Origin of the sequence: Agromyces sp. NPDC060279, from assembly GCF_042726785.1 — a bacterium.
GTDB lineage: Bacteria > Actinomycetota > Actinomycetes > Actinomycetales > Microbacteriaceae > Agromyces.
Genome location: NZ_JBHXBK010000002.1, coordinates 290,603 through 312,562 on the forward strand (window position 1 = coordinate 290,603; position 21,960 = coordinate 312,562).

General features: G+C 72.3%; 20 protein-coding genes. 16 read left to right on the plus strand and 4 right to left on the minus strand.

Annotated elements, in window-relative coordinates; all coding sequences use genetic code 11:
- Positions 1 to 36: 36 nt before the first annotated feature.
- Positions 37 to 669 (minus strand): DUF3558 family protein, encoded by a 633-nt coding sequence (locus ACFWE1_RS10005; RefSeq protein ID WP_376933320.1) that lies wholly within the window; start codon positions 667 to 669, stop codon positions 37 to 39.
- A 39-nt stretch (positions 670 to 708) separates the two neighbouring features.
- Here ACFWE1_RS10005 and ACFWE1_RS10010 point away from each other — a divergent pair, with 39 nt between their 5' ends.
- From ACFWE1_RS10010 to ACFWE1_RS10050, 9 genes are all read left to right on the plus strand, one after another.
- Positions 709 to 2,382 carry an arginine--tRNA ligase gene (locus ACFWE1_RS10010; protein ID WP_376933321.1) on the plus strand — a complete coding sequence of 558 codons (1,674 nt, stop codon included), beginning with the start codon at positions 709 to 711 and terminating at the stop codon, positions 2,380 to 2,382.
- Positions 2,383 to 2,392: 10 nt separating this feature from the next.
- On the plus strand, positions 2,393 to 3,199 hold the full coding sequence (locus tag ACFWE1_RS10015) for a DUF2993 domain-containing protein (RefSeq protein ID WP_376933322.1): 807 nt from the start codon (positions 2,393 to 2,395) through the stop codon (positions 3,197 to 3,199).
- Positions 3,200 to 3,361: 162 nt separating this feature from the next.
- A complete protein-coding gene (gene lysA, locus ACFWE1_RS10020) occupies positions 3,362 to 4,795 on the plus strand; it encodes a diaminopimelate decarboxylase (RefSeq protein WP_376933323.1) in 1,434 nt (477 codons plus the stop codon).
- On the plus strand, positions 4,792 to 6,102 hold the full coding sequence (locus ACFWE1_RS10025; RefSeq protein WP_243568777.1) for a homoserine dehydrogenase: 1,311 nt from the start codon (positions 4,792 to 4,794) through the stop codon (positions 6,100 to 6,102). Before lysA ends, ACFWE1_RS10025 begins: the two co-directional genes overlap by 4 nt.
- Positions 6,099 to 7,196 carry a threonine synthase gene (gene thrC, locus ACFWE1_RS10030; protein WP_285463970.1) on the plus strand — a complete coding sequence of 366 codons (1,098 nt, stop codon included), beginning with the start codon at positions 6,099 to 6,101 and terminating at the stop codon, positions 7,194 to 7,196. The genes ACFWE1_RS10025 and thrC overlap by 4 nt, the downstream gene beginning before the upstream one ends.
- 8 nt (positions 7,197 to 7,204) lie before the next feature.
- Positions 7,205 to 8,158: a homoserine kinase gene (gene thrB / locus ACFWE1_RS10035; protein ID WP_376933501.1), complete on the plus strand. Its 954-nt coding sequence runs from the start codon at positions 7,205 to 7,207 to the stop codon at positions 8,156 to 8,158.
- Between the two features lie 259 nt (positions 8,159 to 8,417).
- Positions 8,418 to 10,505, plus strand: a complete 2,088-nt coding sequence (gene rho / locus ACFWE1_RS10040; protein ID WP_376933324.1) for a transcription termination factor Rho — start codon at positions 8,418 to 8,420, stop codon at positions 10,503 to 10,505.
- A 7-nt stretch (positions 10,506 to 10,512) separates the two neighbouring features.
- Positions 10,513 to 11,589 carry a peptide chain release factor 1 gene (prfA, locus tag ACFWE1_RS10045; protein WP_376933325.1) on the plus strand — a complete coding sequence of 359 codons (1,077 nt, stop codon included), beginning with the start codon at positions 10,513 to 10,515 and terminating at the stop codon, positions 11,587 to 11,589.
- A 274-nt stretch (positions 11,590 to 11,863) separates the two neighbouring features.
- Positions 11,864 to 12,835 (plus strand): hypothetical protein, encoded by a 972-nt coding sequence (locus tag ACFWE1_RS10050; RefSeq protein WP_376933326.1) that lies wholly within the window; start codon positions 11,864 to 11,866, stop codon positions 12,833 to 12,835.
- A 30-nt stretch (positions 12,836 to 12,865) separates the two neighbouring features.
- Here ACFWE1_RS10050 and epsC read toward each other — a convergent pair whose 3' ends face one another.
- Together epsC and cysK are read right to left on the minus strand one after the other, a co-directional pair.
- Positions 12,866 to 13,450, minus strand: a complete 585-nt coding sequence (epsC, locus tag ACFWE1_RS10055) for a serine O-acetyltransferase EpsC (RefSeq protein WP_189086174.1) — start codon at positions 13,448 to 13,450, stop codon at positions 12,866 to 12,868.
- Positions 13,451 to 13,454: 4 nt separating this feature from the next.
- A complete protein-coding gene (gene cysK / locus ACFWE1_RS10060) occupies positions 13,455 to 14,390 on the minus strand; it encodes a cysteine synthase A (protein WP_376933327.1) in 936 nt (311 codons plus the stop codon).
- Positions 14,391 to 14,502: 112 nt separating this feature from the next.
- On the opposite strand from cysK, the gene prmC reads away from it, so the two are divergent.
- Complete coding sequence (gene prmC / locus ACFWE1_RS10065) at positions 14,503 to 15,381, plus strand: peptide chain release factor N(5)-glutamine methyltransferase (RefSeq protein ID WP_376933328.1); 879 nt, start codon at positions 14,503 to 14,505, stop codon at positions 15,379 to 15,381.
- Positions 15,382 to 15,392: 11 nt separating this feature from the next.
- Here the strand turns inward: prmC and ACFWE1_RS10070 are convergent, their stop codons facing one another.
- A complete protein-coding gene (locus ACFWE1_RS10070) occupies positions 15,393 to 16,442 on the minus strand; it encodes a TetR/AcrR family transcriptional regulator C-terminal domain-containing protein (RefSeq protein ID WP_376933329.1) in 1,050 nt (349 codons plus the stop codon).
- Positions 16,443 to 16,556: 114 nt separating this feature from the next.
- Between ACFWE1_RS10070 and ACFWE1_RS10075 the strand changes: the two genes are divergently transcribed.
- The 6 genes from ACFWE1_RS10075 to atpB all read left to right on the plus strand — a co-directional run bounded on the left by ACFWE1_RS10075 (position 16,557) and on the right by atpB (position 21,953).
- A complete protein-coding gene (locus ACFWE1_RS10075) occupies positions 16,557 to 17,489 on the plus strand; it encodes an ATP-binding cassette domain-containing protein (protein WP_376933330.1) in 933 nt (310 codons plus the stop codon).
- 47 nt (positions 17,490 to 17,536) lie between these two features.
- Complete coding sequence (locus ACFWE1_RS10080) at positions 17,537 to 18,367, plus strand: ABC transporter permease (protein WP_376933331.1); 831 nt, start codon at positions 17,537 to 17,539, stop codon at positions 18,365 to 18,367.
- 104 nt (positions 18,368 to 18,471) lie between these two features.
- Complete coding sequence (locus tag ACFWE1_RS10085) at positions 18,472 to 19,230, plus strand: L-threonylcarbamoyladenylate synthase (protein WP_376933332.1); 759 nt, start codon at positions 18,472 to 18,474, stop codon at positions 19,228 to 19,230.
- Positions 19,227 to 20,507: an MraY family glycosyltransferase gene (locus ACFWE1_RS10090; protein ID WP_376933333.1), complete on the plus strand. Its 1,281-nt coding sequence runs from the start codon at positions 19,227 to 19,229 to the stop codon at positions 20,505 to 20,507. Before ACFWE1_RS10085 ends, ACFWE1_RS10090 begins: the two co-directional genes overlap by 4 nt.
- Complete coding sequence (locus ACFWE1_RS10095) at positions 20,504 to 20,977, plus strand: hypothetical protein (RefSeq protein ID WP_243568766.1); 474 nt, start codon at positions 20,504 to 20,506, stop codon at positions 20,975 to 20,977. The genes ACFWE1_RS10090 and ACFWE1_RS10095 overlap by 4 nt, the downstream gene beginning before the upstream one ends.
- Before the next feature lie 196 nt (positions 20,978 to 21,173).
- Positions 21,174 to 21,953 carry a F0F1 ATP synthase subunit A gene (gene atpB / locus ACFWE1_RS10100; protein WP_230768591.1) on the plus strand — a complete coding sequence of 260 codons (780 nt, stop codon included), beginning with the start codon at positions 21,174 to 21,176 and terminating at the stop codon, positions 21,951 to 21,953.
- The last annotated feature ends 7 nt before the right edge of the window (positions 21,954 to 21,960 follow it).

Consider the following 21,960-nt stretch of genomic DNA (forward strand, 5'->3'; position numbering starts at 1 on the left):
TCGCTCCTTCCCGTTCCGCCTGGCCGTGGCCCGACGTCACGCCGGCAGGTTCGACAGCACCGCCTCGACGAGCTGCTGGGCGTCGCCCGGCTCGAAGAGGGCGTTCGAGTCGATGACGATCCAGTAGCCGCTCTCGGTGAAGATCTGTGCCTCGCCCGAATTGCCGGACTGGCGGAAGTAGCCCTCGACCGCCGGCGGCGTGCCGTACGTGGGCACCGCGCTCGAACCGGATGCCGCCTGGTTGCGGGCGGCGTCGAGCGCCGGGCCGGCCGGGGTCGCGACGCCGAGCTGGATGACCTCGCCGCTCGTCTGGTTGAGCCAGCCGCAGGCGGTGCCGCCGGCCGCGACGGTGGCCGCGACGTCGGTGGAGCTCGGCTCGAAGCCCTCCTCGAGGCCGAAGTTCGCGTTGAACTCGTAGATCTGGTCGGGGGTGATCAGGGTGTCGCAGTCGGCGCTGAACGGCGTCGAGGTCGGCTCCGGAGTGGCGCTCGGCGTCTCGCTCGGCGCGGGCGCGGAGCTGGAGGGCGACGGCGATGCGCTCGGCGTCGAGCTCGGGGCCGGCGACTCGGCCGCGCAGCCCGCGAAGGCGGCGGTCGCTGCGACGGCGACGAGGAATGCCGCCGCGGCCTTGGCGGACCGGACGGCGGGGGAGCGGTGCATGCGCGACATGGGAGGAACCCTATCAATCGCGAACGATAGGATTCGTGCGTGACTCCAGCCGATCTTTCGCATGCCCTGTCCGACCTCGTCGCCGCCCTCGTGGAGCGACGTCGCGCGGCGGGCGCGGAGCTCGAGCTGAGCATCACCCCCGAGCAGATCGTGCTCGAGCGGCCGAAGCTGCGCGAGCACGGCGACTGGGCCTCGAGCGTGGCGCTGCGCATCGCGAAGCCGCTCGGCGCGAACCCGCGCGAGATCGCCGCGGAGCTCGCCACCGGCCTCGCCGAGCTCGACGGCGTCGCGAGCGCCGAGGTCGCCGGCCCCGGCTTCATCAACATCCGCCTCGACGCGGCGGCGGCCGGCGCGCTCGCGAAGACGATCGTCGACGCGGGCGCCGACTACGGGCACGGCACCACCCAGGCGGGCCGGGTGATCAACATGGAGTTCGTCTCGGCGAACCCCACCGGCCCGCTGCACATCGGCCACACCCGCTGGGCGGCGCTCGGCGACTCGATCAGCCGGGTGCTGCGCGCCGCGGGCGCCGAGGTCGCGAACGAGTACTACATCAACGACGCCGGCAACCAGATGGACACCTTCGGCGCCTCGGTGCTCGCGGCGGCGAAGGGCGAGCCGACGCCGGAGGGCGGCTACCCCGGCCAGTACATCGCCGACCTCGCGAAGATCGTGCTCGAGCGCGAGCCCAAGCTCGGCGAGCTCGACGACGCGACCGCGCTGCACACCGCGCGCGAGATCGCCTACGAGCACCAGCTGGCCGAGATCCGGGCCTCGCTCGACCGCTTCAACGTGCACTTCGACGTGTGGACGAGCGAGCGCCGGCTGCACCAGAAGGACGAGCACGGCGTCTCCGCGATCGACGCGGCGCTCGAGCGGCTGCGCGCCCAGGGCCACGTCTACGAGGCCGAGGACGCGATCTGGGTGAAGACGACCGACTTCGGCGACGACAAGGACCGCGTGTTCTGCCGGTCGAACGGGGTGCCCACCTACTTCGCCGCCGATGCGGCCTACTATCTCGACAAGGGCGACCGCGGCTTCGAGCACAAGATGTACCTGCTCGGCGCCGACCACCACGGCTACGTGCACCGGCTGAAGGCCGTCGCGGGCGCCGCGGGCGAGGATCCCGAGCGCGACATCGAGATCCTCATCGGTCAGCTCGTCTCGGTCAACGGCGCGCGGCTGTCCAAGCGCGCGGGCAACATCATCGAGCTCGACGACCTGCAGGCGTGGCTCGGCACCGACGCGCTCCGGTACACGCTCGCGCGCTACCCGGCCGACTCGCCCATCGCGATCGACCCGGAGGTGCTGAAGCGGCGCACCAACGACAACCCCGTCTTCTACGTGCAGTACGCGCACGCCCGCACCGCGGCCGTCGCCCGGAACGCGGCGGCCTCCGGCGTCGACCGCTCGGAGTTCGCCCCGGAGCTGCTCGAGCACGAGACGGAGTCGGCGCTGCTCGGCGCCCTGCAGGAGTTCCCGCGCGTCGTGGCGCAGGCCGCGGAGCTGCGCGAGCCGCACCGCGTCGCCCGCTATCTCGAGGAGCTCGCCGGGCTCTACCACCGCTGGTACGACAACTGCCGCGTGCTGCCGCTCGGCGAGGAGCCCGTCGGCCCGCTGCACCGCACCCGGCTCTGGCTGAACGACGCCGCCGGCCAGGTGCTCCGCAACGGCCTCGACCTCCTCGGCGTCTCGGCGCCCGAGCGGATGTGACGGGGGCACGATGAGCGAGGCCGCGACCGTGCCGATCGACCCGGCTCCCGGAGCCCGGGAACCGAAGCCGAAGCGGCGCGGGCTGCGCGCCCTCGTCATCGTGCTCGTGGTGGTCGTCGTGCTCGGCGTGGCCGCGGTCGTCGCCGACGGCATCGCCCGCGGCATCGCGCAGCAGCAGGTGGCCGCCAAGATCCAGGAGAAGCTCCCCGAGGACGTGCAGGGCGACGTCGACGTCCGCATCGGCGGCTTCTCCGTCATCGCCCAGTACCTCTCCGGACGCATGGACGAGGTCGAGCTCTCAGCACCCGAGCTCGAGGTGCGCGGCGCGCCCGTGGCCGTCGACGTCACGCTGCACGGCGTGCCCGTCGACCTCGCCGAACCGGTCGGCCGGCTCTCCGCCCGCGTCACGATCGAGCAGGACGCGCTGAACACCCTCATCGCCGAAGCCGGCACCGCCGCGGCGGTGGGCACGGTCGAGCTCGGCGACGGCACGGTCGGCTACGCGGGGCAGGCCGAATTGCTCGGCCTGACCGTCGACTACACCGCCAGCGCACGCCCGGAGGCGGCCGGCGACGAGGTGCTGCTCACCCCGGTCGACGTCTCCGTGGGCGCCCTCGGCGGCAGCGTCGACGTCTCCGGGCTCGTCGAGCGGCTGCTCGGCGAGGAGCCGATCGCCGTCTGCGTCGCGCAGTACCTGCCCGAGGGGCTCCGGGCCGAGCGCGTGCAGGTCGAGCCCGGCACGGCGACGGCGTGGCTCGGGGCGGAGCGCTTCACGCTCGACGGCGCGAGCCTGTCGACGACCGGCAACTGCGACTGACCCCAAGGTTTCGGGGCGTCGTCATGAATTTCAGCGGCTCCCGCTCCGTCGATAGACTCGCGATGATCCGCCGAGGCGGATGACGCCGACTGGCTTCAGGGACCAATCCGGGTTCGCTCGCCGCGCAGCACCCCCAGCTCCCGCATCCCGTGAGGTTCGTACGTGGCAGGACACGCAGCAGACCGCGGCACCCTCGAGGTGCCCGCCGACCCCAATGCGCTCGTCGAGGGCGTCTGGCCCGCGAGCGCGACCCGTGACGAGGCCGGCCGGCTCGTCGTCGGCGGCGTCGATGCGGAGACCCTCGCGGCCCGGTTCGGCACCCCGCTCTACGTGCTCGACGAGGGGGAGGTGCGCGCCAGAGCCGCCCGCACCCGCACCGCGTTCGAGACCGCCGCGCGCCGCATCGACACCGAGGCGACCGTCTACTACGCGGGCAAGGCGTTCCTCTCCACCGCGATCGTCCGCTGGGTGACCGAGTCGGGTCTCGCCGTCGACGTCTGCTCGGGCGGGGAGCTCGCCGTCGCGCTCGCGGCGGGGGCCGAGCCCGCGCGCCTGGGCTTCCATGGCAACAACAAGTCGGAGGCGGAGATCGCCGCCGCGGTCGAGGCCGGCGTCGGCGCCCTCATCATCGACAGCGAGATCGAGATCGAGCGGGTCGCCCGGGCGGCGGCGGCCGCCGGCCGCGTGCAGCGCGTGCGGCTCCGGGTGAACAGCGGTGTGCACGCCTCGACCCACGAGTTCCTCGCCACCGCGCACGAGGACCAGAAGTTCGGCGTGACGCTCGGCCGCGCCGTCGAGCTCGGCGAGCGCATCCGCTCGCACCCCTCGCTCGAGTTCCTCGGGCTGCACTGCCACATCGGCTCGCAGATCTTCGACGCGGCCGGCTTCGCCGAGTCGGCGGCGCGCCTGCTGGCCGAGCACGCCGCGCTGCTCGCCACGGGCCCCGTGCCCGAGCTGAACCTCGGCGGCGGCTTCGGCATCGCCTACACCGCCGCCGACGATCCGGCGCCCATCGAGCGCATCGCCGACGGCATCGCCGACGCGGTGGCCGACGGCTGCCGCGCCCTCGGCATCCCCGTCCCGAAGCTCGCCTTCGAGCCCGGCCGCACGATCGTGGGTCCCGCGGGCGTCACGCTCTACCGCGTCGGCACGGTGAAGCCGGTGCCGACCGAGGAGGGCTGGCGGCACTACGTCTCCGTCGACGGCGGCATGAGCGACAACGCGCGCTTCGCCCTGTACGGGGCCGACTACTCGGCCCGGCTGGCCTCCCGCAGCTCGGCGGAGCCCGCCGCGCTCGTCCGCATCGCGGGCAAGCACTGCGAGGCCGGCGACATCGTGGTCGACCGCGAGTACCTGCCGCACGACGTCGGGCCGGGCGACCTCGTCGCCGTCGCCACGACTGGTGCCTACTGCTGGTCGCTGTCGAGCAACTACAACCACGTGCCCCGCCCGGCCGTCGTCGCCGTCGACCGAGGGGCCGCGCGGGTCATCGTCCGCGGCGAGACCATCGCCGATCTCCTCGCCCGCGATGTCGGGCACGAGGCATCCGGAACCTCGGACGCCGTCTCCACCCCAGCCGAAGGGACCTCAGAATGATCGAGTACCGCTCCATCCGCGTCGCACTCCTGGGCGCCGGGTCGGTCGGATCGCAGGTCGCGAGGCTCCTCCTCGAGCACGGCGACGAGCTGGCCCAGCGCATCGGCGCGCGGCTCGAGCTCGTCGGCGTCGCGGTCCGCGACGTCGACGCCCGGCGCGACGTCGAGCTGCCGCGCGAGCTCCTCACGACCGACGCGGAGACGCTCATCCTCGGCGCCGACGTCGTCATCGAGCTGATGGGCGGCATCGAGCCGGCGCGCACGCTCGTGCTGCAGGCGATCGGCTCCGGCGCCGACGTCGTGACGGGCAACAAGGCGCTCATCGCCGCGCACGGCCCCGAGCTCTTCGCCGCGGCCGAGCAGGTCGGCGCGCAGCTCTCCTACGAGGCGGCCGTCGGCGGGGCGATCCCGATCATCCGCCCGCTGCGCGACTCGCTCGCCGGCGACCGGGTCGAGCGCATCCTCGGCATCGTGAACGGCACCACGAACTTCATCCTCGACCGCATGGACACCACGGGCGCCTCCCTCGAGGACGCGCTCGCGACCGCGACCGAGCTCGGCTACGCCGAGGCCGACCCGACCGCCGACATCGGCGGCTACGACGCCGCGCAGAAGGCCGCGATCCTCGCGAGCCTCGCGTTCCACACGAACGTCCCGATCGAGGACGTGCACCGTGAGGGCATCACGCAGGTGAGCGCGGAGCAGGTCGAGTCCGCCAGGAAGGCCGGCTACGTCGTCAAGCTGCTCGCGATCTGCGAGCGGATCGCGGATGCCGCGAGCGGCGAGGAGGGCGTCTCGGCCCGCGTCTACCCGGCGCTCGTGCCGCGCAGCCACCCGCTCGCCGCCGTGCACGGCGCGAACAACGCGGTCTTCGTCGAGGCCGCCGCCGCCGGCCCGCTGATGTTCTACGGCGCCGGCGCCGGCGGCGTGCAGACGGCCTCGGCCGTGCTCGGCGACCTCGTCGCGATCGCCCGCCGGCACGTCATCGGCGGCCCGGGCACCGCGGAGTCGACGCACGCCGCGCTGCCGGTGCTGCCGATCGACCGCATCACGACCCGGTACGCCATCACGCTCGAGGTCGCCGACGAGCCGGGCGTGCTCGCCACCATCGCGCACGTCTTCGCCGACCACGGCGTCTCGGTCGAGCAGCTCGAGCAGACCGTGGACGAGGTCTCCGGCCGGGCTACGCTGGTCATCGGCACGCACGAGGCCAGTGAGGGCGCCCTCGCCCAGACCGTCGCCGCGCTCGCGGCGAGCCCGGTCGTCGTGTCGGTCGCGTCCGTCCTCCGAGTCGAAGGAGCCCAGTGAACCAGCCCACCCCCAAGCCGGGTTCGCGCCAGTGGCGCGGCGTCATCCGCGAGTACGCCTCGAGGCTCGACGTCACCGACGCCACCCCGATCGTCACGCTCGGCGAGGGCGGCACGCCGCTCCTGCCGGCCCCGGCGCTCGGCCGTCGCACCGGCGCCGACGTCTGGGTGAAGTTCGAGGGCATGAACCCGACCGGCTCGTTCAAGGACCGCGGCATGACCATGGCCGTCACGAAGGCGGTCGAGCGCGGCGCCGAGGTCGTCATCTGCGCCTCGACGGGCAACACCTCGGCCTCGGCGGCCGCCTACGCGGCGCACGCCGGCATCACGGCCGCGGTGCTCGTGCCCGAGGGCAAGGTCGCGATGGGCAAGCTCAGCCAGGCCGTCGCGCACGGCGCGCGGATCATCCAGCTGCAGGGCACCTTCGACGACTGCCTCGACATCGCCCGCGAGCTCGCCGACGTGCACCCGGTGCACCTCGTCAACTCGGTGAACAACGACCGCATCGAGGGGCAGAAGACGGCGGCCTTCGAGGTCGTCGAGGTGCTCGGCGACGCGCCCGACTTCCACTTCGTGCCGGTCGGCAACGCCGGCAACTACACGGCCTACACGCGCGGCTACCGCGAGGACATCCAGGCGGGCAACGCGACGCGGATGCCTCGCATGTTCGGCTTCCAGGCGGCCGGCTCCGCCCCGATCGTCCGCGGCGAGCCCGTGCGCGACCCCGAGACGATCGCGAGCGCCATCCGCATCGGCAACCCCGCCTCGTGGGAGCTCGCGCTCTCCGCGCGCGACGAGACCGACGGCTACTTCGGCGCGATCGCCGACGAGCGCATCCTCGAGGCGCAGCGCATCCTCTCGGCCGAGGTCGGTATCTTCGTCGAGCCCGCCTCGGCGATCTCGGTCGCCGGCCTGCTCGAGCGCGCCGAGGCGGGGCAGATCCCCGCCGGCGCGCGCGTCGTGCTCACGGTCACCGGCCACGGGCTGAAGGACCCGCAGTGGGCGGTCCGCCGGGCCGACGGCACGGAGGAGCAGCCGGTCGTCGTCCCCGTCGACACGGCGCAGGTCGCCTCCCTGCTGGGGCTCGGCGCGTGAGCGGCGGGATGGCCGGCGCGACGCCGGCGCAGGAGCTCGCACAGGCCCCCGGCATCGCGGGGCGCTCGATCCTCGTGAAGGTGCCCGCCACCTCCGCGAACCTCGGCCCCGGCTTCGACACGCTCGGGCTCGCGCTCGCGCAGTACGACGAGCTCGAGGTCACCGTGATCGAGGCGGGGCTCGAGATCGAGGTGCACGGCGTCGGTGCCGGCGAGGTGCCGCTCGACGACTCGCACCTCGTCGTGCGCGCCGCGGCGCACAGCTTCGCCCGCGTGGGCTACGCCCTGCCGCCGATCCGGCTCGTGGCGCGCAACACGATCCCGCACGGCCGGGGGCTCGGTTCCTCGGGGGCCGCGATCGTCGCCGGCGTGATGATCGCGAAGGGCCTGCTCGAGGGCATCGTCGACTTCGACGCCGACCGCCTGCTCGAGCTCGCGACCGAGCTCGAGGGTCACCCCGACAATGTCGCCCCCGCGCTCTTCGGCGGGCTCACGATCGCGTGGACCACGCCCGAGGGGCCGCGGCACAAGAAGCTCATCGTGCACCGCGGCGTCTCGCCCCTCGTGCTCGTGCCCGAGCACGAGATGTCGACGGCGCTCGCCCGTTCGCTGCAGCCCGAGCAGGTGCCGCACGAGGACGCGGTGTTCAACGTCTCGCGTTCGGCGCTGCTCGTCGCCGCGCTGATCCAGAGCCCCGAGCTGCTGCTGGCGGCGACCGAGGACAAGCTGCACCAGAACTACCGGGCGCAGGCGATGCCCGAGACCGACGCCCTGATCCGGGCGCTCCGCGCCGCGGGGCATCCGGCCGTCGTCTCGGGCGCCGGGCCCTCGATCCTCGTCCTCGCGAGCGACCCGGCCGAGCGCGCGGAGGCCGCCGCGCTCGTCGCCGAGCGCTCGGAGACGGCCTGGCAGGCGCTGCCGCTCGCGGTCGACTTCAAGGGCGCGACGGTCCAGGCGGGCTGACCCGGCGCGCCGGCGGACACGTCCGTACGGATTGGCGCGTCGCGGTTCGTCGCCGGGCGGGGTCGGGTGCTAGACTCGACCCCGCACCCGACGACCGACACGCGGTTCGCGTCCGTCGCCGCATGGTGCGATTCCCGGCAATTCATTGCTCTCGCTCTTGCGCAGATCTGCGCCTCCGCGCGCATCGATCGCCCGCTGTCGAGCGACCAGCCCTTCCGAGCCCGCGAATCTCGCGGCCGGGGGAAAGGAACATACCCCAGTGACCAACGGAACCGACCGCGTCCAGAACGCGGCCAGCACCGCAGAACTCAAGAGCCTCAAGGTGGCCGAGCTCGTCGAGCTCGCCGGCTCCCTCGGCATCGCCGGCGCCTCGAAGCGCCGCAAGGGCGAGCTGATCGAGCTCATCGAGGCCCAGCAGGCAGCCGGCAACGTCGAGCTCGACGTCCCGAGCGCCGAGGCCGACACGGCTGCTCCGGCCGAGGCGGCACCCGCCGTCGCGAGCGAGGTGCCGGCGACGGAGGCCCCGGCCGCCGAGGCATCCGCTCCGGCCGAGGCGCCCGCTCCGGCCGAGGCGCCCGTCGCCGAGGCGCCGGCGCAGAGCGAGGCGCCCGCCCGTCGCGGCCGTCAGTCGCGTCGCGTGACGAGCAGCGGCACCGCTGCCGTGCAGCACGTGAACGGCGGCGGCGCAGGCGTGCCGCTCGTCCCCGGCGACGACGAGGCCGCCCGCGAGGCCGCCCGTGCCGCCGTGCGCGAGGAGCTCGCGGCAGCCACCGGCGAGGCCGGCCAGCGTCCGGCCACCGCCGAGGGCGAGTCGGGCGAGGCGCCCGAGCCCCGGCAGGGTCGTCGCCGCGGCCGCCGCGGCGGCGAGCGCAACGCCGACGACAAGCAGCAGAACGGCCGGGAGTCCCAGGCCGACGGCGAGAAGTCGCAGGGCGGTCGGAACGGCGACGCCCGCAACGCCGAGCGCAAGAACGACAAGCACGACGGCGACAAGGCGGCCGACGGCGACAAGGCCGGCGAGAAGCAGGGCCAGGGCCGCGACAAGCAGGGCCAGCAGAACCAGCAGGGCGGCCAGCAGAACCAGCAGCAGGACGGCGAGGGCGGCCGCCGCAGCCGCTACCGCGACCGCAAGCGCCGCGGCCAGGGGGGTCAGGGCGACGAGGTCGAGCCCGAGATCCTCGACGACGACGTGCTCATCCCCGTCGCCGGCATCCTCGACGTGCTCGACAACTACGCCTTCGTGCGCACCACCGGCTACCTGCCCGGCCCGAGCGATGTCTACGTCTCGCTCGGACAGGTGAAGAAGTACCACCTGCGCAAGGGCGACGCCGTCGTCGGCGCCATCAAGCAGCCGCGCGAGGGCGAGGGCAGCAGCCGCCAGAAGTACAACGCGCTCGTGAAGGTCGACTCGATCAACGGGCAGACCGCGGAGGAGGCGGCGGCCCGCGTCGACTTCCAGAAGCTGACGCCGCTGTACCCGCAGGACCGCCTGCGCCTCGAGACCGAGCCGACGAAGCTCACCCAGCGCATCATCGACCTCGTCGCCCCGATCGGCAAGGGCCAGCGCGGGCTCATCGTCGCGCCGCCGAAGGCCGGCAAGACGATCGTCCTGCAGCAGATCGCGAACGCGATCTCGCAGAACAACCCCGAGGTCCACCTCATGGTCGTGCTCGTCGACGAGCGCCCCGAAGAGGTCACCGACATGGAGCGCACGGTGAAGGGCGAGGTCATCGCCTCGACGTTCGACCGTCCCGCCGAGGACCACACCACGGTCGCCGAACTCGCCATCGAGCGCGCCAAGCGCCTGGTGGAGCTCGGCCACGACGTCGTCGTGCTGCTCGACTCGATCACCCGTCTCGGCCGTGCGTACAACCTCGCCGCGCCGACCTCGGGCCGCGTGCTCTCCGGCGGCGTCGACGCCTCGGCGCTGTACCCGCCGAAGCGCTTCTTCGGCGCCGCGCGCAACATCGAGAACGGCGGCTCGCTCACCATCCTCGCCACCGCGCTCGTCGAGACCGGGTCGAAGATGGACGAGGTCATCTTCGAGGAGTTCAAGGGCACCGGCAACAGCGAGCTGCGCCTCAGCCGCCAGCTGGCCGACAAGCGCATCTTCCCGGCGGTCGACGTGAACGCGTCGTCCACCCGCCGCGAGGAGATGCTGCTCAGCCCCGACGAGGTGAAGATCACCTGGAAGCTCCGTCGCGCCCTCGCCGGCCTCGAGCCGCAGCAGGCGCTGGAGGCCGTTCTCGGGCGGCTCAAGGAGACCCAGTCGAACACCGAGTTCCTGCTCCTCATGCAGAAGTCGGCACCGGTCGGCGGGCACTCGAACGAGTCCGACCACCGCTGATCCGCCGATGTTCGAAACCGTCCGACCGCTGATCGCCGAGTACGGCGAGCTCCAGCAGGAGCTCGCCGACCCGGCGCTGCACGCCGACCCCGCTCGCGCGAAGAAGGCGAACCGGCGGTACGCGGAGCTCTCGAAGATCGTCGCCGCGCACGGCGCCTGGGTGCAGGCCGGCGACGATCTCGAGGCCGCCCGCGAGCTGGCGAAGGAGGACGAGGCGTTCGCCGAGGAGGTGCCCGCGCTCGAGGCCTCCCTCGCCGAGGCGCAGGAGAAGCTGCGGCGGCTCCTCATCCCGCGCGACCCCGACGACGGGCGCGACGTGATCATGGAGATCAAGGGCGGCGAGGGCGGCGCCGAGAGCGCCCTGTTCGCCGCCGACCTGCTGCGCATGTACATCCAGTACGCGCAGTCCAAGGGCTGGAAGACCGAACTGCTCGAGCGCAACGAGTCCGACCTCGGCGGCTACAAGGACGTGCAGCTCGCGATCAAGTCGAACGCGAGCGACCCCTCGCAGGGCGTGTGGGCGCACCTCAAGTACGAGGGCGGCGTGCACCGCGTGCAGCGCGTCCCCGTGACCGAGACGCAGGGGCGCATCCACACCTCGACGACGGGTGTGCTCGTCTTCCCCGAGGTCGACGAGCCCGAAGAGGTCGACCTCAACCAGAACGACCTCAAGATCGACGTCTACCGTTCGAGCGGGCCCGGCGGCCAGTCGGTCAACACGACCGACTCCGCCGTGCGGATCACGCACCTGCCGACCGGCATCGTCGTGTCGATGCAGAACGAGAAGTCGCAGCTGCAGAACCGCGAGGCGGCCATGCGGGTGCTGCGCGCGCGGCTCCTCGCCCGCCAGCAGGAGGAGCTCGCCGCGGCGGCCTCCGACGCCCGCCGCTCGCAGATCCGCTCGATGGACCGTTCCGAGCGCATCCGCACGTACAACTTCCCCGAGAACCGCATCGCCGATCACCGCACCGGCTACAAGGCGTACAACCTCGACCAGGTGATGAACGGCGCGCTCGACCCCATCATCGAGTCGGCGATCCGCGCCGACGAGGAGTCGCAGCTCGCCGCCTCCGGCGACGACTGAGCCGCTCGGGCGCGGTCCCGGTGCTCCGGCGCCTGCAGGAGGACGCTGCCCGGTCTGCGGCTGCATGGAGCGCTGCTGACGCGGCGCTGACGCAGCGCGCGCGCCACTTCGTGCTCGTTGCGCCACGTTGGGTGGCGCGTGGCGGGCGAAGTGGCGCGGATGCCTCGGCTGGGCGTGTGCGGGCCTCTCCTCCACATCGCACCGCGCCGCGGCGTCCTCCACGGAAGCGCTCCGAGCGCCAGGCCAGCAGCCCGCGCCGCTCGATGCTGGGGCGGTGACCAGCCATCCTGATGACGCACCGCCCCTGCCGATCGATCGCCATCGGCTCATCCTCGCGTCCGCGGTGCTCCAGACGGGCCAGCAGGCCCAGCTCAACCGGGCGGTGCGCGCCGGCGAGGTGCAGCGGGTTCGGCGCGGCGTCTACACACCGGTCGGCGCCGACCCGCCGCTGCGCGGAGCCGGCCGTCACGTCCTGACCGCGTTCGCCGCCGCCGCGCAGCGCGACGACCCGGTCTTCGCGGGCTACACCGCCGCGCTGTTGCACGGCATGCCGGCGGTCGGTGCCATCCCCGCGCAGGTGACCTTTCTCGCGGGAGGTGCCTCCGGGCGCATCCGCAACGGCGTCATCGAGCTCGGGCGCCGGGCCGACACCGTCGTCGAGACGATTGGCGGCCTCCGGCTCACCTCGCTCGCCGAGGCGGTGCTCGAGGTCGGCCGTCGATCACCGCTCGTGACCGCGCTCGCGATGGTGGATGCGGCGATCGGCCGCCGCGCCGAGGACGACCGCCGTCGCAGCTGTACGCTCGACGAACTCGTCGCGCTGCTCGACCGTCGGCGCCCGTTCCGCGGGAGCCGCCGGGTCGCCGCCGCCCTCGCTCGCGCCGATCCCTTCGCCGAGAGCCCCCTGGAGTCGGTGAGCAGGCTTCGCTTCGAGGAGTACGGCTTCCCGCCGCCGCGCTCGCAGTTCGAGGTCCGTCTCACTGACGGCCGGACAGCGCGGCTCGACTTCGCGTGGCCCGCCCTGGGGGTCTGGGGCGAAGCCGACGGTCTGGGCAAGTACGGCGGCGGGGGCCCGCTCGCGGCGGCGACCGTCATCGAAGAGAAACGGAGAGAAGATGCGATCCGAGCGATCACCGGGTGGCGCTGCGTGCGCTGGGGATGGCGGGACGCGTGGCGGGGCGTCCCGCTCGCGCGCCTGCTCCTCGACGCTGGGCTCCCCACGAGCGGACGCTCCCGACGGCGGTGAACCGGCGCGGTTCCCGGCGCGGGCGTCGCGTCAGATCTGCCAGTGCCAGTCGTGCACGCCGCGCGCGGCATCGGCTGCGGCGTTCGAGAGCGGGCGCACGGTCGCGGGGACGCCCACGACCAGCGAGTGCGGCGGGGCGTCCTTCGTGACGACCGCATTCGCGCCCACGGCGCTCCAGGCGCCGATCGTGATGTCGCCGAGCACCTTGGCGCCCGCGCCCACGGTCACGCCGTCCTCGAGGGTCGGGTGCCGCTTGGTGCCCGGCGGAGTGTTGCGGGGCGCCTTCCCGCCGAGCGTCACGCCGTGGTACAGCATCACGTCGTCGCCGATGACGGTGGTCTCGCCGATCACGACGCCCATGCCGTGGTCGATGAAGAAGCGCCGGCCGATGGTCGCCCCGGGGTGGATCTCGATCCCCGTGAGGAAGCGCGCGAGCTGCGAGACGAGCCGGGCGAGGAAGCGCCAGCGGCGGCGCCACATCCGGTGCGTCAGCCGGTACGTCCAGATGGCGTGCAGCCCCGAATACACGAGGAAGACCTCGAGACCGCCCCGTGCGGCGGGATCGTGCGCACGGGCGGTCGCGAGGTCTTCCTTCAGGCGCGAGAAGATCGTCACCCGATCAGTCAAGCAGACCTTCGTACAGCACCGTCGACAGGTAGCGCTCGCCGTAGCTGGCCACGATGACGACGATGGTCTTGCCGGCGTTCTCGGGGCGCTTCGCGAGCTCCAGCGCGGCGTAGACCGTCGCGCCCGAGGAGATGCCGCCGAGGATGCCCTCCTCCTGGCCGAGCCGGCGCGCGGTGGCGACGGCCTGGTCGATGTTGACGTCGATGATCTCGTCGTAGATCTCGCGGTCGAGCACTGCGGGCACGAAGTTCGCCCCGATGCCCTGGATCTTGTGCGGGCCGGGCTCCCCGCCGTTCAGGATCGGCGACTCGGCGGGCTCGACGCCCACGATCTTCACCTCGGGCTTGCGCTCCTTCAGCACCTGGCCGGTGCCCGTGAGCGTGCCGCCCGTGCCGATGCCGGAGACGAAGATGTCGACGCCGCCGTCGGTGTCGGCCCAGACCTCCTCGGCCGTCGTCTTGCGGTGGATCTCGACGTTCGCCTCGTTCTCGAACTGGCGCGCGAGGATCGCGCCCGGCGTCGAGGCGGCGATCTCCTCGGCCTTCGCGACGGCGCCGCGCATGCCCTCGGAGCCCGGCGTGAGCACGAGCTCGGCGCCGTAGGCCTTCAGCAGCGCCTTGCGCTCGGCCGACATGGTCTCGGGCATCGCGAGGATGACCCGGTAGCCGCGGGCCGCGCCGATCAGGGCGAGCGCGATGCCGGTGTTGCCGCTCGTGCCCTCGACGATGGTTCCGCCGGGCTGCAGCTGGCCGGACGCCTCGGCGGCGTCGACGATGCCGACGCCCAGACGGTCCTTCACGCTGGCCGAGGGGTTGTAGAACTCGAGCTTCGCGAGCACGGTGGCGCCCGCGCCCTCGGTGAGGCGGTTCAGGCGCACGAGCGGGGTGCCGCCGAACGTCCGGGTGATGTCGTCGTAGATCTTGGCCATCTGGAGCCCCTCTCGGAGAGCAACGGGTCGGGCGCTGCGGAGCGCAACTGGGTCGGGCGCTGCCAGACTACGGCGGGAGTCTCACAGCCGGGTGTGCGTTACATTCCATTGCGTGGATTCGTTCGACCCGCCCGCCCGTCCCCTGCGTCAATTGCGAGAGGAGACGGTGGCTCGACTCGCGGCCGCGGGGGTGCCCGATCCGGAGGTCGACGCCGAGCTGCTGCTCGGCCACGTCCTGGGGCTCAGCCGCGGGGGAGTGCAGGCGAAACTCGTCGTGGGCGCCGAGGTCCCCGATGCGCAGCTCGCGACGCTCGACGGGCTCGTGGCCCGCCGGGTGCGGCGCGAGCCGCTGCAGCACCTCACCGGGCGCGCCGCGTTCCGGTCACTCGAACTGCACGTCGGGCCGGGCGTCTTCGTGCCTCGCCCCGAGACCGAGCAGGTCACGGAGCTCGCCGTCGAGGCGCTGCGCGCCGTGGCGGCGCCAGAGCCCGTCGCGGTCGATCTCGGCAGCGGCAGCGGGGCGATCGCGATCGCCCTCGCCACCGAGGTGCCGCACGCGCGGGTGTACGCCGTCGAGAAGTCCGACGACGCGATCGACTGGACGCGCCGCAACGTCGACGAGCTCGCGGGCCCCAACCTGACGCTCGTGCACGGCGACCTGGCCGACGCGCTGCCGGAGCTCGACGGCGCGGTCGACCTCGTGATCTCGAATCCGCCGTACGTGCCGGACGAGGCGGTGCCGCGGGATCCGGAGGTGTGGCTGCACGATCCGGCGATGGCGCTCTACGGCGGGGCGGACGGGCTCGACGTGGTGCGCGTGCTGTCGCAGCGCGCGCTCCGGCTGCTCCGCCCGGGCGGCCTGCTCGTGATCGAGCACGGCGAGCTGCAGGCGGCGCCGATCGCGGCGCTCCTCGCCGGCGACGGCTGGCGGGGCATCTCGCACCACCGCGATCTCACCGCCCGCGACCGGGCGACGACCGCGCTGCGCTGAGCCCCCGGCGGTCAGCTCTGGCGCGCCGCCTTCTCGCGGGCGTGCTGCTCCTTCTCGCGGGCGTGCTGCTCCTTCTCGCGCGCCTGTTTGACGGCCTCGCGCTCGCGTTTGCGGGCCTCGCGCAGCGCCTTCTCGGCCTCGCGCACCTTCTGCTCGGCCTCCTTGCGCGCCTTCGCCGCTTCGCGCACCTTCGGTTCGCGGGGGAGCACGAGCATCGGGTCCGGCTCGCTCTGCGGCCCCGTGGCGGTCGCGTCGACGCCAGCCCCCGCTCCGGCCGAGCCCGACGCCGTGGCCGCCTCGGCGGTGCGATCGAGGTGGTACTGGAGCCCGTCGAGGATCCGCTCGAGGCCGAAGGTGAAGTCCGTGTCCGCGTCCTCCTCGGATTCCTCGGGCGGTGGCACGTAGCCGCCGGCCGCGAACAGCGGACTGAGCGCGGGGAAGCGCTCGGGGGTCACGAGCTCGGCGAGCGCGGCGAACGCGGCGGAGCCCGAGGCATCCGCCCCGCCGGCCGCCGCCGCGCTGAGGTCGCGCTCCTGCGCGCTCGTGGCGCGGACGTAGGCGGTGAGCAGCAGGAGCGCCGACATCTTCTCGCCGTCGCTCAGGGGGAGCTCCCGCACCTCGTGCAGGAACCAGTCGACGATCTGCAGGCTGTTCGGCGTGATCGGCGCCCCCGACACGGGGATGTCGACGAGCCAGGGGTGCTCCCGGTACGTCGAACGGATGCCGAGCGCCCACGCCGTGACGCCGGCGCGCCAGTCCCGCTCGATTGATTCGCTCGGCTGCACGGGCAGGCTCGCGCCCTCCTGCATCAGGAGCACGAGGTCGTCCTTGCTCGTGACGTAGCGGTACAGCGACATCGTGGTGAAGCCGAGCGCCGTGGCGACCTTGCTCATCGAGACCGCGGCGAGCCCCTCGGCGTCGGCGATCTCGATGGCCGTCTCGACGATGCGCTCGATCGACAGCTCCCGTTTCGGCCCGCGCTGGGGGTGCGCGGCGATGCCCCAGGCCAGCGCCACCCCGCGGGGCAGCTCGGGGTCGGTGGGCGGCGCGGGCTGATTCACTCGGCACTCCTCGATTCGGCTTGACCACAGTCTAGAACTGTGTATTACTTAAACAACTGTAGGCGACATAAACAGTTTGCGTGATACGCAGACGCTCGACGAAGGGACCCACCCGTGGAACTCGCCATCCAAGCCCGCGGACTCCGCAAGCGCTTCGGCAGCACCGAGGTGCTCGCCGGGCTCGACCTCGCCGTCCCGGCGGGCAGCATCTTCGCCCTGCTCGGCCCGAACGGCGCGGGCAAGACGACCACCATCGGCATCCTCACGACGCTCGTCCGGCCCGATGCAGGTGAGGCGAGCGTCGTCGGCGCCGATGTCCGCACCGCGCCCGCTGAGGTGCAGCGGCGCATCGCGCTGACCGGCCAGTCGGCCGCGGTCGACGGCGAGCTCACCGCGGTCGAGAACCTGGTGATGCTCGGGCGGCTGTCCGGGCTCGGCCGGCGGCAGGCCCGCGCGAAGGCGGCCGAGCTGCTCGCCCGCTTCGAACTCGAGGGCGCCGCGAAACGGCGCATCAGCACCTTCTCCGGCGGCATGCGTCGTCGGCTCGATCTCTCGCTGAGCCTCGTGGTCGACGTGCCGGTGCTCTTCCTCGACGAGCCGACGACCGGCCTCGACACCCGCAGCAGGCAGGAGCTCTGGGCCATCATCCGCTCGCTCGCCGACGCCGGTACGACGGTGTTCCTCACCACCCAGTACCTCGAGGAGGCCGACCGGCTCGCCGACCGCATCGCGGTGCTCGATCGCGGCACGATCGCGGCCGAAGGCACCGCGGCCGAGCTCAAGGCACGTGTCGGCGGCGAGGTCGTCGAGCTTCGCGACGCCGACGGGGAGCTCCTGCGGGAGATCCCGACCGACGGCAGCGTGCACGCCCTGCGCAGCGCCATCGACGAGCTCGACCGCAGCGAGCTCGGCGCCGTGCCCGGCGCGCGCATCGGCATCCGCCGGCCCAGCCTCGACGACGTGTTCCTCGCGATCACCGGGGGAGGCGCGCCCGGCTCCGCCGGGCCGTCGGCCGCGCGATCCGGCGAGCTGCTCGAGACGAAGTGACACGTGACGAACCGCGCACGTGACGAAGCGACTGTGAAGGGACGACCATGACCACCAACGCCACCACCCTGCCCCCGCGCACCGTGCCGGCCGGGCCGCCGCGCGCGCTCCGCCCGCGCATCCGCGGCACCGTCGCCGAACGGGTCTTCGTGACCCGGAGCCTGCTCCAGGAACTTCGCGACCCCGAGGCGATGCTCATGGCCGTCGTGCTGCCGGTGATGCTCATGCTGATGTTCACGTTCATCTTCGGCGAGGCGATCGACCCGAGTGGGGGCTACGTCGACTACGTCGTGCCCGGCATCATCCTGCTCTGCGCGGGATTCGGCGCCTCCTCGACCGCGGTGTCGGTCTCGCGCGACATGACGACGGGCATCATCGAACGCTTCCGCACCATGCCGCTGCGCAGCGGCGCCGTGCTCACCGGCCACGTTGTCGTGAGCGTCATCCGGAACCTCTTCGCCACCGCCGTCGTCATCGGCGTCGCGCTCCTCGTCGGGTTCCGGCCGAACGCCACCGCGCTCGACTGGCTTGCCATGTTCGGCGTCGTCGCGCTGTACATCCTCGCGATCACCTATCTGTTCGCGGCGATCGGCCTGGCCGCCTCGAGCCCGGAGGCGGCGAACGGCTACGGCTTCATCCTGCTGTTCCTGCCGTACGTCTCGAGCGCCTTCGTGCCGGTGGAGACCATGCCCGACTGGCTGCGGCCGATCGCCGAGCACCAGCCGATCACCCCGGTGATCGAGACGATCCGCTCGTTCCTCGTCGGCACGCCGCTCGGCAGCTCCGGCTGGATCGCGCTCGCCTGGTGCCTCGGCATCGTGGTCGTCGCGGCCGTGTGGGGCGCCTGGCTCTTCCGGCGCAAGGCCGGTCGCCGCTGAATCCGAGGAGGGCGGATGCCTCGGGCGCGCGTCGCCCGAGGCATCCGCCGCGCCCCGGCCGGAGGCCATCGGCGCTCCGGGGCCCGGACTAGAATCGGCAGGTCATGACTGCCATCTACGACTGCTCGGTCGACTCCCAGCTGCTCACCGGAATGCGTCTCGCCAGGGGCGCGATCGGCCGGGGCGAGCTCGTCGTGCTGCCGACCGACACCGTCTACGGGCTCGCGGCCGACGCCTTCACGCCCGCCGCCGTGCAGCGACTGCTCGACGCCAAGGGGCGCGGGCGCACCTCGCCACCGCCCGTGCTCGTCCCCGGGGTCCCCACGCTCGACGCCCTCGCCGCCGAGGTGCCCGATGCGGTGCGCGAGCTCGTCGCGGCGTTCTGGCCGGGCGGGCTCACCGTCATCCTCCACGCTCAGCCCTCGCTGCAGTGGGACCTGGGGGAGACCCGCGGCACGGTCGCGCTCCGCATGCCCTCGCACCCGATCGCGCTCGAGCTGCTGAGCGAGACGGGCCCGCTCGCCGTCTCGTCCGCGAACCTCTCCGGCCGCCCGAGCGCGACGACCGCCGCCGAGGCCGAGGCGATGCTCGGCGACTCGGTCGCCGTCTACCTCGAGGCCGGGCCGAGCGGCAGCGGCTACGAGGCCGTCGGGGAGCGGCCGGGCGACCTCTCGTCGACCATCGTGGACGCCACGGCGCTCGGCTCGGGCGGGCTGCTGCGCATCGTCCGCGCCGGCGTCATCACCCGCGAGCGCATCGCCGAGGTGGTGGGGGAGGAGCTCCTGGCTCCGGTCGCGGAGCCGGCGCAGGCGGACGCCCCGACCGAGCGCACCCCCGACGGGACGGACGCCGCCCGCTCATGACCCTGTTCGTCGCCCTCGCGCTGCTCGCCGCCCTCGTCACCTTCGGGTGCGCGGTCGTCGTCTGGCGTCTCAGCCTGAAGTTCCGGCTGTACCCGAAGATCCGAGAGCGCGACGTGCACACCCGGCCCACGCCGCGGCTCGGCGGGATCGCGATGTTCATCGGCGTGCTCGCCGCCTTCGGCGCGGCCTGGTTCGTGTCCTCGCTCGGCTCGACCCGATTCGCGAACGTCGCCATCATCTTCCAGAACCCCGGCCAGGTGCTCGCCATCCTCGGGGCGGCCCTGCTCATCGTGCTCATCGGCGTCGCCGACGACCTCTGGGACCTCGACTGGATGACGAAGCTCGCCGGCCAGTTCATCGCCGCCGGCCTCGTCACCTGGCAGGGCGTCTCGATCGTCTCGCTGCCGATCGGCGGCATCACCGTCGGCTCGTCGTGGATGTCCGCCGCGGTGACGGTCTTCGCGATCGTGCTCGTGATGAACGCGGTCAACTTCATCGACGGGCTCGACGGGCTGGTCGCCGGCGTCTCGCTCATCGCCAACGGCGTGTTCTTCGTCTACACCTACCTGCTCGTGCAGCAGACCTCGCCGACCAATTACTTCAACCTCGCCTCGATCATCGCCGTCGTGCTCGTCGGCGCCTGCGCGGGGTTCCTGCCGCTGAACTGGCGGCCCGCGAAGCTGTTCATGGGCGACGCCGGCGCGCTCCTCGTGGGGCTGCTGATGGCGACGTCGGCGATCTCGGTCACGGGCCAGCTGAACCCGGGCAGCGTGGGCTTCGAGCAGCTCTTCGCGGCGTTCATCCCGATCCTGCTGCCCTTCATCGTGCTGCTCATCCCGCTGCTCGACTTCGGCCTCGCGATCGTCCGGCGCCTGCGCGCCGGCAAGTCGCCGTTCGCCGCCGACCGCAAGCACCTGCACCACCGGCTGCTCGACATGGGGCACAGCCACCTGAACGCGGTGCTCATCTTCTACGGCTGGACCGCGGTGGCGTCCGTCGGATGCCTCCTCACCTACGTGTTCCCGCTGTACTTCGGCATCGACGTGCTGTGGGCCTTCGTCTTCCTCGGCGTCGGCTTCGTCGTCTGCACGGTGCTGACCCTCGCTCCGCTCGGCCGGCGCAAGCGCCAGACCGTCGCGGCCGAGGAGCGCCCGGTCGAGGGGCCGGTGAACGCCGTGGACGGCGAGCCGGAGGAGCCGGTGCACGCCGACGGGCTCGACGAACTCGCAGCGAGGCCCTCGGTAGAATCGGGCGACCCCGGAACAGGAGCCCGATGAACGACGTCGCCCCCGCAGACCGCACGCCCACCTCGAACCCGGTGCTCCGCCGGGCGCTCACCTGGGGCGGCCTCCTCGCGGCCGTGATCCTGGTGGTGAGCTCGGTGCTCGGGCTGATCTTCGCCGGGGTGCCCGGCCTCGTGAGCGCGCTCATCGGCACGGTGATGGCCGTCGTCTTCATGGGCATCACCTCGGCGAGCATCCTCCTCGCCAACCGCTACGCGAACAGCGACCTCTTCGTCGGCATCTTCTTCGGCGTCGTGCTCGGCGGCTGGATCGTGAAGTTCATCGTCTTCATCGTGCTCGTCGTCGTCCTGCGCGGCGTCGACTGGCTCGATCCGACGGTGCTCTTCCTCAGCATCGTGGCCGGCGTGCTCGCCTCGCTCGTCGTCGATGTGCTCGTCGTGGCCAAGTCCCGGCTGCCCTACGCGAGCGATGTCGAGCTCCCCAAGGCGCCCTCCGAGGACTGATCCCGCCGAAACTCCCGGCTACGGCGAATTCGTCTCGATGTAGAAGTATTGCTAGAGTAGACCCCGATCCCCTACGGTTGGCGCCGCTCGCGCGTGTGCGAAACCGTATCCGATGTTCGTCGTCGCGAGAGCCCCGCTCCACGCCCCGAAACAGGAGAACGCGCTGCTAGCACACGCTGTGAACCTGCTGGTTCCGATGTCAACCGATGATGGTGAATTCCACGGCCCGTCGATCGGCGAATTCTTCCCGGGTCCGCTCCTGTTCGAGGACACGCCCTTCGAGATCAACCGCATCATGCTGGTGCGTTTCGTCGCCGTCGCCGCGCTCCTCCTGCTGTTCTGGCTCGGCACCCGCCGCATGCGCGTCGTACCGGGCCGCTTCCAGAGCCTCGTCGAGATGGGCCTCGACGTCGTTCGCGTGAACATCGCCGAGGACCTGCTCGGCAAGAAGGACGGCAAGCGCTTCCTGCCGATCCTCACCACCATCTTCTTCATGGTGCTGTTCATGAACATCACGGGCGTCATCCCGTTCCTGAACATCGCCGGCACCTCCGTGATCGGCGTGCCGCTGGTGCTCGCGATCGTCTCCTACATCACCTTCATCTACGCCGGTGTGCGCAAGAGCCCGAAGAACTTCTTCAAGAACGCGCTCTTCCCCTCGGGCGTGCCGTGGCCGGTGTACATCATCGTCACGCCGATCGAGTTCATCTCGACCTTCATCATCCGCCCCGTCACGCTGACGCTGCGACTCATGATGAACATGATCGTCGGCCACCTGCTGCTCGTGCTCTTCTTCTCGGCCACGCAGTTCTTCTTCTTCGCGGCGCCCGGGCTGTTCAAGCTCATGGGCGTGGGCAGCCTCGCCTTCGGCCTGGCCTTCACCCTCTTCGAGATCCTCGTCGCCGTCCTGCAGGCCTACGTCTTCGCTCTTCTCACCGCGGTCTACATCCAGCTCGCGGTCGCGGAAGAGCACTGAGCCGGGC

What these genes read in the sequence shown, in the direction of transcription:
- ACFWE1_RS10005 (WP_376933320.1), bottom strand. Translation starts at nt 669, where the DNA reads ATGTCGCGCATGCACCGCTCCCCCGCCGTCCGGTCCGCCAAGGCCGCG.
- ACFWE1_RS10015 (WP_376933322.1), top strand. Translation starts at nt 2,393, where the DNA reads ATGAGCGAGGCCGCGACCGTGCCGATCGACCCGGCTCCCGGAGCCCGG.
- ACFWE1_RS10025 (WP_243568777.1), top strand. Translation starts at nt 4,792, where the DNA reads ATGATCGAGTACCGCTCCATCCGCGTCGCACTCCTGGGCGCCGGGTCG.
- thrB (WP_376933501.1), top strand. Translation starts at nt 7,205, where the DNA reads ATGGCCGGCGCGACGCCGGCGCAGGAGCTCGCACAGGCCCCCGGCATC.
- prfA (WP_376933325.1), top strand. Translation starts at nt 10,513, where the DNA reads ATGTTCGAAACCGTCCGACCGCTGATCGCCGAGTACGGCGAGCTCCAG.
- cysK (WP_376933327.1), bottom strand. Translation starts at nt 14,390, where the DNA reads ATGGCCAAGATCTACGACGACATCACCCGGACGTTCGGCGGCACCCCG.
- ACFWE1_RS10080 (WP_376933331.1), top strand. Translation starts at nt 17,537, where the DNA reads ATGACCACCAACGCCACCACCCTGCCCCCGCGCACCGTGCCGGCCGGG.
- ACFWE1_RS10085 (WP_376933332.1), top strand. Translation starts at nt 18,472, where the DNA reads ATGACTGCCATCTACGACTGCTCGGTCGACTCCCAGCTGCTCACCGGA.
- ACFWE1_RS10090 (WP_376933333.1), top strand. Translation starts at nt 19,227, where the DNA reads ATGACCCTGTTCGTCGCCCTCGCGCTGCTCGCCGCCCTCGTCACCTTC.
- ACFWE1_RS10095 (WP_243568766.1), top strand. Translation starts at nt 20,504, where the DNA reads ATGAACGACGTCGCCCCCGCAGACCGCACGCCCACCTCGAACCCGGTG.
- atpB (WP_230768591.1), top strand. Translation starts at nt 21,174, where the DNA reads ATGTCAACCGATGATGGTGAATTCCACGGCCCGTCGATCGGCGAATTC.